We start from the raw sequence: 13,019 nt of genomic DNA on the forward strand, positions 1-13,019 counted from the left end.
CGACACCACCGTCGGTACCTCGCCGCTCGGACCGGTGGCGCAGAGGTTCTCATCGATGACCCGACGGTCCTCCAGCGACAGGCAGGCGGTCTCCCTGGCCAAGATGGTGGCCTGCCACTGGGAGAACAGCCCGGCCTTCATCAACGCGAAGGTGTGCGGCATCTCGCCGAGCAGGACCTTCGCCAGCCCGAGCAGTTTCGCGCCCTTCTCGGGCGAGACCCGGCGCGCGAGCGCGACCTGCGAAGCGACTCCTTCGCCGAGCTTCCGGGCGGGCACCCCGGCCTCGGCTTGGCGTGCCCGCACGGCTTCGTCGAGGCGTACGGCTGCTTGTGTTTGGATCGCCTCGGCGGTGCACTTGACCTCTTCGAGACGGCCGATCCAGTCGACCAGCTCCCCTTCGGACGCATCCTGTGGTGGCCCGGCGAGGAGGCGGTCGATGGACTCGTTCATACGCCTTATTATATGCGTTCGAACACGAGCGCGCGACTCATTAATGCTGGTCAGATGACAGTTACGCAGTCAGCGAACAAGACACGTGAGTGCTGCGCCACTCTCTCGCCGCCGCCCCGATACAGGCGAAATTCTTTTCTCGATCGGGTGCCGAGTCCAGGATGGCCGCAGGCCACCGGCGAAGCCGGCGGGCGAAGCCCGTCCTTGACGCGGCGCGCGATCGAGAAACACTCAAAGCACGGGTCGGCGGCGAACCCCGAAACGAAAACACAGTCGCTAAGCGAGGTATCCCAAGAAGCGACCGTGTTGGTCTCGACACGCCTCCGCCTAGCGGCTCCGGCGGCTCGACCAGCAGGGGAAGCGGCTCGACCAGCGGGGGAAAGGGGCTCGACCAGCGGGGGAAAGGGGCTCGACCAGCGGGGGAAAGGGGCTCGACCAGCGGGGGAAAGGGGGCTCGACCAGTGGAGGAAAGGGGCTCGACCAGCGGGGGAAGGCGGCTCGACCAGCGGGGTCGGTCGGCTCGGGCAGTGGGGTCGGTCGGCTCGACCAGCGAGGCAGGCATGCGACTGATCGGCCCGGCAGCGCAGGAGCGGTCCGGTGTGTTCTGCCCGACGAGACGATCCCAGACCCGTTGATTCGATCATATATAGTAAATCGAGTTACATTACTATCCCATGGTCTTCGATCCCACACAGGAGGTTCGCGTGGAGCGCCTGATCATTTTCGCCCTCGTCGGGCTCGCTGCCCAGGCTGTCGACGGGTCGCTGGGGATGGCCTACGGCGTCACCTCGAGCACCCTGCTGGTCGCCACCGGCGTCGCACCCGCGGTCGCCTCAGCGTCGGTGCACCTGGCCGAGGTCGGCACGACGCTCGTCTCGGGCGTGTCCCACTGGCGGCTCGGCAACGTCGACTGGAAGGTCGTGGCGAAGATCGCGATCCCGGGTGGCATCGGCGCCTTCACCGGCGCGACGGTGCTCTCCAACCTCTCCACCGAGAGCGCTACGCCGTGGGTGGCCGGCCTCCTGCTGGTCCTGGGCGTCTACATCATCGCCCGCTTCGTCTTCGGCAAGCCGCCGGTCTTCATCCCGGGACGCCGCCCGGGGCTCGGTCTGTTGGCGCCGCTGGGTCTCTTCGGTGGCTTCATCGATGCCACCGGTGGCGGCGGCTGGGGCCCGGTGACCACGCCCACGCTGATCTCCAGCGGCACCCTGCACCCGCGCAAGGTGATCGGATCGGTCTCCACGGCCGAGTTCGTCACGACCCTCTCGGCAAGCGTCGGATTCCTGGTCGGCCTGGCCGGGGAGGCGCTCGACTGGCGCATCATCGGCGGCCTCCTCGTCGGCGGCGTGATCGCGGCCCCGTTCGCCGCCTACCTGGTCAAGCACCTCTCGCTGCCGATCCTCGGCGGCCTGGTCGGCAGCATCATCCTGGTCACCAACGGACGTACGCTGCTGCAGAACTTCGACGCCGAGTCGGTGGTCGCCTACGGCGTGCTCTTCGCCGTCGCCGCCGTCATCGTCACCATCGCGGTGCGCAAGGCCGGCAGGCTCACCGACACCCAGGAGCAGGAGCAGGAGCCTGCCTCCGAACCTGCCAACGCTTGACGGCGAGCCGTCACCGCGGCGCCCAGGGAGCGGGGCGGGCGCTACGAGCCGCCAGGGTATCGGCGGGAGCGGGTAGCTTCAGGGCGACTGCCTCATGCGGTCGACGTCGATCGGTTCGCCGAGCAGACGCTCGGGCGGCACACGTTGCCATCGGCCAGCCGGACCATGCGCCGCCGGGTGCCTGCGGGAGAGGCAGACGCCCGGCGGCACGGTCACCCATCTCAGCCGTCCACGAGTAGCAGGCTGATCTCGGGGATGAAGGTGACCAGGAGCAGTGCCACCAAGAGCACGGCTGCGCTGGGGATCACCGCCTTGGCGACTCGAAGGACGCTCATCCCGGACAGCCCGCTGGCGACGAAGAGGTTGAAGCCCAGCGGCGGCGTGAGCATGCCGATCTCGAGGTTCATCACCATGATGATGCCGAGGTGGACAGGGTTGATCCCCAGTTCGATGGCGATCGGGAAGAAGATCGGCGCGAAGATCAAGATGGCGCTGGAGGTTTCCATGAAGCAGCCGGCGATGAGCAGGATGGCGGTGACCAGTAGCAGAAAGGTCCAGGGCTCCAGGTCCATGGCCATCATCGCCTCGGTCACCTGTCCGGGGATGCGCTCGGCGGTGAGCACGAAGGAGAACAGGATGCCGTTGGCGATGATGAACATGATCATCGCGGACATACGCGAGGACTTGAGAAGCACCTCTCCGAGCGATTTGACGGACAGTTCGCGATAGACGAAGACCGACACGATCAGGGAGTAGAAGACCGCCATCGCTGCGGCCTCGGTCGGGGTGAAGAAGCCACCGTAGATTCCGCCGAGGACGATCGCCGGGAGCAGGAGGCTCAGGATCGAGTCCCGCATGGCCTGGATCTTCTCCTCGCGGGTCATGGTGATGGCCCCCTCGCCGGTGCCGTAGCCGCGGCGCCGGGAGACCACCAGAACCATCAGCAGCAGCATCACGCCGGCGAGCAGCCCAGGGACGAGCCCGGCGAGGAACAGGTCACCGATGGACTGCTCGGTGGCGATGCCGTAAACGATGAGCGGAATCGACGGCGGAATCAGGATGCCCAGGGAGCCGGAGGTGGCCACCAGACCGGTCGAGAAGTCTTTGCCGTAGCCGCTGTTGATCATCGCGGGGATCATCAGTGTGCCGACGGCGACCACGGTCGCGGGGCTCGAGCCGGAGATCGCCGCGAAGAAGATGCAGGAGATCACCGTCGTGATCGCCAGTCCACCGCGGAACTGGCCGACGGCGGCCAGGCCGGCTTTGATCAACCGGTTGCTGATGCCCCCGTGCGACATGACCGTCGCTGCCAGCACGAACAACGGGATCGCGGCCATCGGGAAGCTGTTGAGCGCGTTGAAGAGCGTCTCGGGGATCTGGGTGAGCGGGATCGTGGTGAAGTAGAAGATGTAGACGAACGAGGTCAGTCCCAGCGCTGCTGCGACCGGTATCCTGGAGAACAGCAGGATGAACAGGGTGACGAACAGGGTGATCGCGGCAGCAGTCATCGGTCGTTCTCCTTGTTGCCCTCACCGGGCTGGTCGGTCGCGAGCCGCTCGCCGTCGGGATCGTCAGGTTCGTCAGGTTCGAGCTGGCTCTTGTCCAGAGGCGCACCGCCCTCTGCCTGCAGCAGGGTTTCGGCCGCTTCGGGATAGGGATCTCGGCCTCGGAGCATGCGTCCGAGGATCTCCGCCGTGCGCAGGAAGAGCAGCGTGAAGCCGATCGGCACCGGAAGCATGACCACCCACAAGGGGAGATCCAGCGCGGGGGTGTTGGTCAGCCTCGAGCTCGGCTCGAACATCAGCACCCAGGCGAACCACCCGATGACGCCGAAGTAGAACAGGGTGAGCAGGACGGCGACGTAGCCCAGCACGCGGCGGCCGCGCTCCTTCAGGAGCGTCGAGAGGATGTCGACGCTCACGTGCTCGTTGTGTCGCAGCGCGATCACGGCGCCGAAGAAGGTCGCCGAGATGACCAGGTAGATGATCGCTTCCTCGGACCAGAACAGGACCTGGCCGAAGAGCGTGCGAAGCAGCACTTGCAAGATTGCCAAGGCGGCGGCCGCGGCCAGGGAGCCGGCGGCGAGCACGTTCTCCAGCTTGCTCAGGACAGAGTTCAGCATGGACATCGTTTCCTCCAGAGGGGGTCGGCGCTCAGCGCTGCTCGGCGAGCAGGTCGTCGATCAGGTCCTGGCCGATCACGTCGGCGTTCTTCTTCCACACGCGGGGGACGACGGCGTCCTTGAATGCCTGGCGCTGGGGGTCGGTGAGCTCGGTGATCTCCGTGGTGCCGGACGCCCGGATCGCCTCCCTGGCCTCCTCGTTGACCTGCGCGGCGCTTCGGCGGTTGAAGTCCGCGGCGCCGGCGGCAGCGTCGGTGACGCAGGTCTGGACGTCGGGGGGAAGCAGGTCGAAGAACTCCTGGTTGATGACGTTCACATAGCCGATGTAGCCGTGGTTCGACTCGGTGACGTACTTCTGCACCTGGTTCATCTTCTGGGAGTCGATGTTGGAGTAGGGGTTCTCCTGGCCATCGATGACGCCCTGCTGCAGAGCGCTGTAGACCTCGGCGAAGGCCATCGGGGTCGCCTCGGCGCCCCAGGTGGTGAACTGGCCGCGAAGCACGTCGGAGGGCTGGATCCGGAACTTCACGCCGTCGAGGTCGTCGGGTGTGGCCATCGGGGTGTTGCTCGAGAGGACCTTGAGCCCGTTGTCCCACAGGCCCAGCACCTTGATGTCGCGGATGGCGAGGTCCTCGTTGTCATAGATCGCGTCTCCGACAGGGGTGCCGGGTGCGGTGATGGCCGGGACGTCCTCGAGCGTGTCGAAGAGGAAGGGCAGGTCGAGCACCTGCAGCTGGGGGGCGATCGTAGTGAATTTCGCGCTGGCGGGGGCTGCCATCTGAACTGCTCCGGACTGGATCGCCTGCATCTCGTCCTCGTCGCCGTAGAGCTCGGAGTTGGGATAGATCTCCACCGTGAGCTGGTCGCCGCACTCGGCCTCGGCGAGCTCCTTGAACTTCTCTGCTGCCTGACCCTTCGGGGTCTCGGTGGTCGTGACGTGGGAGAACTTCAGTACGTAGCCGTCGCCGTCACGGGCGCCGGCGCCCCGAAGGGCGCACGACGTCGTGCTCAGGACGAGGGTCATGATTGCGACCGCGCCGAGGGCAGCGCGAACGGGTCGGTTGGAGAGCATGAAGAGTCCTTTCCACGGTCATGCCGTCGGACGACGGCGCTCCGTGACTGGAGAGAGTGGGTGGCGTCAGCGGGGGAGGCTGCGCCGCAGCTTGGTCCGGTAGGAGTAGTGCTCCGGCAGGAACTGGCTGAGTGCGAGCTCGACGGGTGTCCCTTCGGTGTCGGCATAGGTGCGCTCAATGCGCAGCAGCGGCTGCCCCGGCGGACAGCCGAGCTGTTCCTCGGCGAGCTCGGTGGCGGGGGCGACGGTGATGCTCTGCTCGGCGTCGGCGATCGGCGAGTCCAGACGGCTGTCGAGCAGCCCGATCACGGTGGCGCGGCTGCGCGTGCCCGGTTCGGTGACCTCCGGAAGGTCGACCAGGAGGCGGCCGGCCTCCGGTGAGAGGTGCACCGTGGTCAGGCAGAAAGGGACGTTGTCGTGCAGCCGTCGGAAGACCACCGTCCAGACGATGTCGTTCTCCAGTCGTAGCCGACTGGCGGCCGCGACGTCGACCTGGCGTCGCAGCGGACGGACCAGATCGAACTCTGTGTCCAGGGAGAGGCCCATCAGGTCCTCCACGGACCCGAACCTCCGGGTGTACTGGCCGCCGTTCTCGTTCACGAAGGTGCCGCGTCCGGGGACGCGATAGACGACGCCATCGCTGACCAGCTCCTGCATCGCCCGGCGTACGGTCTGGCGGCTCAGTCCGTGCGTCTGGGCCAGCTCGGCCTCGGTCGGCAGGCGACCTTCGGCGAAGGACTCGCTCGCGATGCCGTCCCGGAGCTTGTCGGCAAGGACCCGATAGGCGGTCTCGCCCTTCGTGGGGCGACGTGCGGGGTCTGACATGGCACCTCGGGTCGGATCGGGGCCGGACCGACGACGACATTGGTCCGTCGCCTCGTCGACAATGACCGGCCATTTGAATCATTGGTGCGGCCATATTAGAAACGCATGTCCGGATGTGTCAATGGTCACTTATCTTCGCGTTGTTGAGCGGGGCTAAGCACTCGGGGCGAGGGGATGGTGACGCGAGAGAGGTGACCGGAAACGCCTATTGACTTTATGTACGGCCAGATCTAACAATGGCCGTACATTTCCTCGACCCTCACAGGAGTGTTCACGTGCTACCTCTCGCAGGGATCACCGTCGTCTCGCTCGAGCAGGCGGTGGCGGCCCCCTTCGCCACACGTCAGCTGGCCGATCTCGGGGCTCGCGTCATCAAGGTGGAGCGACCGGGGCCGGGCGACTTCGCGCGTGGCTACGACGAGACCGTCAAGGGGCTCTCGAGCCACTTCGTGTGGCTCAACCGTTCCAAGGAGTCGGTCACGCTGGACCTCAAGAGCGAGGCCGGCATCACCGCGCTGCGTGCGCTGGTCGACCGGGCTGACGTGTTCGTCCAGAATCTGGCTCCCGGGGCGGCAGCCCGGTTGGGCATGGACGCGGCGACCTGGCGGGCCCGGCGTCCGGAGCTGGTGCATGTGTCGATCTCCGGCTACGGCGACGTCGGCCCCTACATGTCCAAGAAGGCCTATGACCTGTTGGTGCAGTGCGAGGCCGGTCTGGTCTCGATCACAGGCACCCCGGAGACCCCCAGCAAGGTGGGGATCTCAGTGGCCGACATCGCCGCGGGTATGTATGCCTACACCGGAGTGCTCTCCTCGCTCATCCGGCGGCTGCGCACCGGCGAAGGTGCCACCATCGAGGTCTCGATGTTGGAGGCCCTGGCGGAGTGGATGGGATTCCCGCTCAACTTCGCGACCTACGGAGGCTCGGCTCCGGCCCGCTCGGGTGCCTCGCACGCGGCGATCGCGCCGTACGGGCCGTTCGCCTGCGCCGGGGGTGAGTTCGTGTTCCTCGGTATCCAGAACGAGCGTGAGTGGGCGACCTTCTGTTCCTCGGTGCTGGAGCAGCCGGACCTGGCCGGAGCGGACCGCTTCGCCAATAACTCGCTTCGCGTGGCCCATCGCTCAGAGCTGACCGAGACGGTGGAGGCGGCCTTCGCGAACCTGGCTGCCGAGGAGGTGGTCGCCCGGCTCGATGAGGCACGGATCGCCAACGCTCGGCTGCGTGGTGTGGCCGAGCTCGCCGAGCACCCTCAGCTCGCCGCTCGTGATCGTTGGCGCACGGTCGACTCTCCGGCCGGCCCTCTGCGCCAGCTGCTGCCACCGGCCATGCCCGACGGGGTGGAGCCGCGGTTCGACCCGATCCCGACGGTCGGCGAGCACACCGATGCCATCCTCGCCGAGTTCGGTCTATCCGAGACGGGCTCGAGCGCCGAGCATGCCCTCACCCACGAACAGGAGCGCCAGCCGTGACCACCGCAGAACGCCTCGCCGAGTGGGCCGCCGGCCTACAGCCGACCACCGACGACCTCGCCCTCGCCGAACGGGCGCTGCAGGACACCGTCGCAGTAGCGCTCGCGGCTCGCGACGAGCAGATCCTCTCGATCTGCAACGTGCTGGGAGAGGCCGGCCAGTGGGCAACGGCCAGCCATGTCATCGACTACGACGACCTCCACATGGAGTCGACCACCCACATCAGCACGGTCTGCGTGCCGGTCGCACTGGCCACCGGCGGAAACGCCCGCGCCTACCTCGCGGGCGCCGGGGTGATGGCCCGGCTGGGCGTCGCGCTGGGATGGGGTCACTACTCCTCCGGCTGGCACGCGACCACGACCTCCGGTGCCCTCGCCGCGGCCGTGGTCGCCGGCACGGCTCGTGGGCTGGACGCCCAGGGGCTGGCTCGAGCGATGGCGCTGGCCGTCCCCGCGGCGGGCGGTGTGCAGCGGGCCTTCGGCACCGACGGCAAGTCGCTCCAGGTGGGACTCGCCGCCGACGCCGGGATCCGCGCGGCCGAGCTCGCTGCGGCAGGCGCCAGTGCCGACCCCTCCGCCGTCGACGCCTGGATCGAGCTGCTCGGGGGTGATGCGACCGCCGTCGACTGCTCGGGGCCCGCCGTGCCGGGCGGCCTGGCGATCAAGATCTACCCGGCCTGCTATGCGCTGCAGCGACCGATCACCGCTCTGCGTCAGGCCCTGTCCGGTGTCGACCTGGACCCTGCCGACGTACGCCGGGTCGAGGTGCACACCCCCGCGGCCACCGTCCACCCGCTCATCCATCACCGACCCGAGACCGGACTGCAGGGCAAGTTCTCCCTGGAGTACGCCGTCGCCACAGCGGTGCTCGACCAACAGCACGGCTTCGCCGAGTTCTCCGACGCGGCGGTCCGCCGCCCCGAGGCCCGCCGCCTCGTCGAGCTGGTCGACACCATCGTGGACGACTCCGGTGACTGGCTGCTGGCCGGCGAGGTGCGCGTCGTCGTCCACGTCGGCGACGAACGCCACGAGGCGCGGTTGCAGTATCCGCCCGGGTCTCCGCAGCGTCCACCGACGCCGGAGGAGATGGGGGAGAAGCTGGCCATCTGCCTGGCCGGCAGCGACGTGAGCGCCACCGACATCACCTGGGACGGCGCCGCCGAGATCCTGAGGCGCAACTTGACTACCGATCAAGACCACCACCACGAAGAACTCGAGGAGACTCCATGAGCGACCAGCTGAGCACCGCAGGTGCCGACGGGATGAGTGAGGAGGAGCTCGAGATCGTCGAGCTCGTGCGCGAGTTCGTCGACCGTGAGGTCAAACCCGTCGTGCAGGAGCTCGAGCACACCAACACCTACCCCGAGAAGCTCATCGAGTCGATGAAGCAGATGGGAATCTACGGTCTGGCGATCGGCGAGCCCTGGGGCGATGCCCGGGTCAGCGCCCCCTGTTACGTGCGGGTGACCGAGGAGCTCTCCCGGGGGTGGATGAGCCTCGCCGGTGCCATGGGGGGCCACTCGGTCGTCGCCAAGCTGCTGCAGGACTACGGCACACCCGCCCAGCAGGAGAAGTATCTGCCCCGGATGGCCACAGGTGAGCTCCGTGCGACGATGGCGCTCACCGAACCCGGCGGCGGATCGGACCTGCAGGCGATGCGTACCGTGGCCCGTCGCGAGGGCTCGGAGTTCGTCGTCAACGGGTCGAAGACCTGGATCTCCAACGCCCGCAAGTCCGGCCTGGTTGCGCTCCTGTGCAAGACCAACCCGCATGCCGAGCCCCGGCACAAGGGCGTCTCCATCCTCTTGGTGGAGAAGGACACCGACGCCGACGACAGCGGCGGCCTGACGGTGAGCCGTGACCTGCCCAAGCTGGGCTACAAGGGTGTCGAGAGCTGCGAGCTGGTCTTCGAGGACCTGAGAGTGCCCGAGGAGCAGCTGCTCGGGGATCGGGAGGGCCAGGGGTTCGCTCAGATGATGCGCGGCCTCGAGATCGGCCGCCTCCAGGTGGCCGGCCGAGCGCTCGGTGTCGGCCGCGCCGCTCTCGAGGACGCGTTGGCCTACTCGCAGGTGCGCGAGAGCTTCGGAGTGCCGATCTGGAAGCATCAGTCGATCGGCAACTACCTCGCCGAGATGGCGACCAAGCTGGCCGCTGCCCGCCAACTGACCCTGCACGCTGCCCGCAAGTACGACGCCGGCGAGCGCGCCGACATGGAAGCCGGCATGGCCAAGCTGCTGGCGTCGGAGACCGCGATGGAGATCGCCCTGGACGCGGTCCGGATCCACGGCGGCTACGGCTATTCCACAGAGTTCGACGTCGAGCGCTACTTCCGTGATGCGCCGCTGATGATCGTCGGTGAGGGCACCAACGAGATCCAGCGCAACGTGATCGCCAAGCAGCTGGTCAAGCGTGGGAAGGACTGGTACCGGTGAGCCCGATGGACCCGAACGTGGCACGGTCGTGGCTCTTCGTGCCCGCGACCCGGCCCGAGCGCTTCGCCAAGGCCGTGGCCAGCGGCGCCGACATGGTGATCCTCGATCTCGAGGACGCGGTGCCGGCCGAGGAGAAGGACGCGGCCCGTCGAGCTGCCGCGACCTGGATGGTCGGTGACGGGGCCGCCGCGGTGCGGGTCAACGCCGCCGACAGCGACCACCATGACGACGACGTCGCCGCGATCGCCGGCCTGCCCGGTCTGCGCGCGGTGCTGCTGCCCATGGCAGAGTCGGTCGAGGCGATTGCCGGCCTGCGCGAGCGGCTGGGGCCCGACGTCGCCCTGGTCCCGCAGCTGGAGACCGCACTCGGACTGCTCCGGGCCGTGGATCTCGCGGCTGCGCCCGGCGTACGGCGACTTGCCTTCGGGCACCTGGACTTCGCCGTCGACATCGACGCGGCGCCGCAGCCGCAGGCGCTGCTTCACGCCCGTTCCGCCATCGTGGTCGCCTCCCGCGCCGCCAGGGTCGCGGGTCCGGTCGACAGCGTGACCACCGACCTCGACGACGACGAGATCACCCGCGACGACGCCACGCAGGCGCGCGCACTCGGGTTCACCGGCAAGCTGTGCATCCACCCCCGCCAGGTCGCCGCCGTCAACGCGGCGATGGGCCCCAGCCGCGACGACGTCGCCTGGGCACGGCGAGTCCTGGAGGCGGGCACCACCGGGGCCGCCCGCGTTGACGGTCAGATGGTCGACGCACCGGTCATCGCCCGCGCCCAGCGCATCATGAGCAGAGCAGGAGACCACCGATGACCGACCGAACCGCGGAGAGCGTGACCCTCACCGAGGTGATCGCCCCACAGCCTGCCGAGGCGCTCGCCAACCTCCTCGAGACCGACATTCCGACCGAGACCTTGCCGCCGCTGTGGCACTGGATCCATCTGCTCGAGCGGCGCCGGCAGAGCGACCTGGGTCCTGACGGGCACCCCACCAGCGGGATCCCGGCGCCGCCCGGTCCGGGCCGACGCCGGATGTTCGCCGGCGGTCGGGTCACGACCCATGGGCTGCTGCGCCTGGGTGAATCCGCCACCCGGGTCACCCGAGTCGTGGCCTCGAAGCAGAAGCAGGGCAGCACCGGCCCGCTCACCTTCGTCACCGTGCGTCACGAGATCTCCCAGTCCGGGGAGGTGCTGATCGTCGACGAGAACGACATCGTCTACCGCGGCGCCGGGTCCGGATCGCTCCCGGAGCGGGAGGGTGAGGAGATGCCCGAGCGTGAGGCCCGCCTCGACCTGGCCGTCGATGAGGTCTTCCTCTTCCGCTTCTCCGCCCTCACCTACAACGCCCACCGGATCCACTACGACCACAACTGGGTGCGCGAAGAGGGTTACGACGATCTGGTCGTGCACGGTCCGCTGCAGGCGCTGATGATGGGGGAGCTGCAGCGGCGCGCCGGGACGGGCCTGGTCGGACGGACCTTTTCCTATCGCCTCGTTGCCCCGATGGTCGGGCCACAGACCCTCACCGTTGTGGCCGAGGAGGGCGGTCTCCGCGGTGGGGCACAGGTGCGAGATGCCCGCGGGGTGGTCACCGCCATCAGCACCTTGGCCGACCGCTGATCAGACCAGCGGTCGGCCCGATGTAGGTGCTGGCCGACCGATGTCGGTCCGGGCGGCGGCTCCTGCAGCGCCTCCTTCTCGGGCTCGGTGATCAGGCCCGCCCTCAGCAGTGCCTTGGTCTGCTTCGCGACGTACGCACGGAACTTCCCGGGGGAGTGCCAGGCGTGGTCCTCGGCGAACTGCTCGGAGAGGCAGCGGCGGCCGTCGACGCCCCGGTCCTCGATGCCGGAGCTGACCAGGGTCTCGGGGATACCCAGCCGGACCACGCCCTGGCAGACGACCGCGTCGGCGGGGCGGCGAGCCTCACGATTCGAGGCCGGCCCCCAGACGCAGCGAGGCGTACGTCTCCTTGACGAACCGGAGGTGGCTCCAGGTCTCGGCCTCACGGACGCCGTCCAGCTCACGGATGTGGTCGAGGACGCCGACGAGGTCGCCGGAGGTGGCGGTGGTGACGGTGAGCAGGGCGTCGAAGCGTCCCAGCGTCCGGGCCACGAAGGTGACCGCCGGGAGCTGGGCGAGCTGCTCGGCGATCGGGCGGTGGGCGGCGCCGTCGAGGCGGAGCCCGATCCCGGTCGCCGTACGCCGCTCCTGACCCGAGTGGCGTACGACAGCGCCGACCCGGACCACGTTGCCGTCGAGCAGGCGGACCACGCGCCGGCGCGTGCCGGCGGGGGAGAGGCCGATGCTCGCGGCGAGGTCGACGTAGGAGGCGCGGCCGTTGGTCTGCAACGCGCGCAGCAGGGCGTAGTCGGTCTCGTCGAGCGAGCCGACGGCGGGCGCGGGGCCCACCGGGGCGGCCACGTCGCGGATCACCTCGGTGTAGAGCAGGGTCTCGGTGGTGACGATGCCGTCGATCGTGCGCACCTCGGCGAGGGCGTCGTCGATCCGACCGATGTCCTTCGCGCGGAGCTCCAGCACCAGGGCGTGGTGGCCGCTGGTCATCGAGACCAGGGTGGTGTCCTCGCGCGCCGCGGCCGCATGGGCGACCTGGGTCGCGGAGTCGTTCACGGTGACCGAGACGTGGGCGAGCACGTCGTGCCCGAGGACGGCCGGGTGGACGACGCCCCGGACGTCGATGTGCCCCTCGCTCAGCAGCCGCTGGACCCGGGTGGCCGCCGCTGATCGGGAGAGACCGACCTGGGCGGCGATCTCGCGGTGAGTGAGGCGGCCGTCCTGCTCGAGCAGGACGAGGATCGCCTCGTCGGTGCCGTCGAGGACACCGGGCGTGATTTCGTTCGACATTTTTTGGGCGCGTCTCCAGGGTCGAAACGATCCTCTGGGGTGGGGATCTGATCCGATTATGACGGATCTTCCAGGCATCGCCGACATATCGACAGCTATTACGGCCAGGTTAAGAACGAAACGATTGCGGGGGTGCTCCGGATGCTCCTAAGGTGACGCAGATCTCGGCCGACCCACAGATCC

At 68.4% G+C, this 13,019-nt stretch carries 11 protein-coding genes and 1 pseudogene; 6 read left to right on the plus strand and 6 right to left on the minus strand.

Features of this window, described 5'->3' with window-relative positions; genetic code table 11:
- A pseudogene (locus tag ABZ796_RS16940) lies at positions 1 to 450 on the minus strand (HNH endonuclease); the annotation flags it as partial.
- A 704-nt stretch (positions 451 to 1,154) separates the two neighbouring features.
- On the opposite strand from ABZ796_RS16940, the gene ABZ796_RS16945 reads away from it, so the two are divergent.
- On the plus strand, positions 1,155 to 2,054 hold the full coding sequence (locus ABZ796_RS16945) for a sulfite exporter TauE/SafE family protein (RefSeq protein WP_357338367.1): 900 nt from the start codon (positions 1,155 to 1,157) through the stop codon (positions 2,052 to 2,054).
- Positions 2,055 to 2,275: 221 nt separating this feature from the next.
- Here the strand turns inward: ABZ796_RS16945 and ABZ796_RS16950 are convergent, their stop codons facing one another.
- From ABZ796_RS16950 to ABZ796_RS16965, 4 genes are all read right to left on the minus strand, one after another.
- On the minus strand, positions 2,276 to 3,562 hold the full coding sequence (locus ABZ796_RS16950) for a TRAP transporter large permease subunit (RefSeq protein WP_357338368.1): 1,287 nt from the start codon (positions 3,560 to 3,562) through the stop codon (positions 2,276 to 2,278).
- The gene (locus ABZ796_RS16955) at positions 3,559 to 4,176 is read right to left on the minus strand and encodes a TRAP transporter small permease (RefSeq protein WP_357338369.1); all 618 of its coding nucleotides are present in this window, start codon (positions 4,174 to 4,176) and stop codon (positions 3,559 to 3,561) included. Before ABZ796_RS16955 ends, ABZ796_RS16950 begins: the two co-directional genes overlap by 4 nt.
- A gap of 31 nt (positions 4,177 to 4,207) precedes the next feature.
- Positions 4,208 to 5,248, minus strand: coding sequence for a DctP family TRAP transporter solute-binding subunit (locus ABZ796_RS16960; RefSeq protein WP_357338370.1), 1,041 nt, complete (start codon positions 5,246 to 5,248; stop codon positions 4,208 to 4,210).
- A gap of 66 nt (positions 5,249 to 5,314) precedes the next feature.
- Complete coding sequence (locus ABZ796_RS16965) at positions 5,315 to 6,073, minus strand: GntR family transcriptional regulator (RefSeq protein ID WP_357338371.1); 759 nt, start codon at positions 6,071 to 6,073, stop codon at positions 5,315 to 5,317.
- 275 nt (positions 6,074 to 6,348) lie between these two features.
- Between ABZ796_RS16965 and ABZ796_RS16970 the strand changes: the two genes are divergently transcribed.
- From ABZ796_RS16970 to ABZ796_RS16990, 5 genes are read left to right on the plus strand one after another with little or no spacing between them, the layout of a single operon-like run.
- The gene (locus tag ABZ796_RS16970; protein ID WP_357338372.1) at positions 6,349 to 7,542 is read left to right on the plus strand and encodes a CaiB/BaiF CoA-transferase family protein; all 1,194 of its coding nucleotides are present in this window, start codon (positions 6,349 to 6,351) and stop codon (positions 7,540 to 7,542) included.
- Positions 7,539 to 8,771 carry an MmgE/PrpD family protein gene (locus ABZ796_RS16975; RefSeq protein ID WP_357338373.1) on the plus strand — a complete coding sequence of 411 codons (1,233 nt, stop codon included), beginning with the start codon at positions 7,539 to 7,541 and terminating at the stop codon, positions 8,769 to 8,771. Before ABZ796_RS16970 ends, ABZ796_RS16975 begins: the two co-directional genes overlap by 4 nt.
- Entirely contained in the window at positions 8,768 to 9,973 is a 1,206-nt protein-coding gene (locus ABZ796_RS16980) for an acyl-CoA dehydrogenase family protein (protein WP_357338374.1), read from the plus strand. Before ABZ796_RS16975 ends, ABZ796_RS16980 begins: the two co-directional genes overlap by 4 nt.
- A gap of 5 nt (positions 9,974 to 9,978) precedes the next feature.
- Positions 9,979 to 10,788 (plus strand): CoA ester lyase, encoded by an 810-nt coding sequence (locus tag ABZ796_RS16985; RefSeq protein ID WP_357338475.1) that lies wholly within the window; start codon positions 9,979 to 9,981, stop codon positions 10,786 to 10,788.
- The gene (locus ABZ796_RS16990) at positions 10,785 to 11,594 is read left to right on the plus strand and encodes a MaoC family dehydratase N-terminal domain-containing protein (RefSeq protein WP_357338375.1); all 810 of its coding nucleotides are present in this window, start codon (positions 10,785 to 10,787) and stop codon (positions 11,592 to 11,594) included. Before ABZ796_RS16985 ends, ABZ796_RS16990 begins: the two co-directional genes overlap by 4 nt.
- A 303-nt stretch (positions 11,595 to 11,897) precedes the next feature.
- Here ABZ796_RS16990 and ABZ796_RS16995 read toward each other — a convergent pair whose 3' ends face one another.
- Positions 11,898 to 12,836 (minus strand): Lrp/AsnC family transcriptional regulator, encoded by a 939-nt coding sequence (locus tag ABZ796_RS16995; protein WP_357338376.1) that lies wholly within the window; start codon positions 12,834 to 12,836, stop codon positions 11,898 to 11,900.
- Between the last annotated feature and the right edge of the window lie 183 nt (positions 12,837 to 13,019).

The sequence above is a fragment of the Nocardioides sp. NPDC047086 genome, assembly GCF_040643685.1.
GTDB lineage: Bacteria > Actinomycetota > Actinomycetes > Propionibacteriales > Nocardioidaceae > Nocardioides.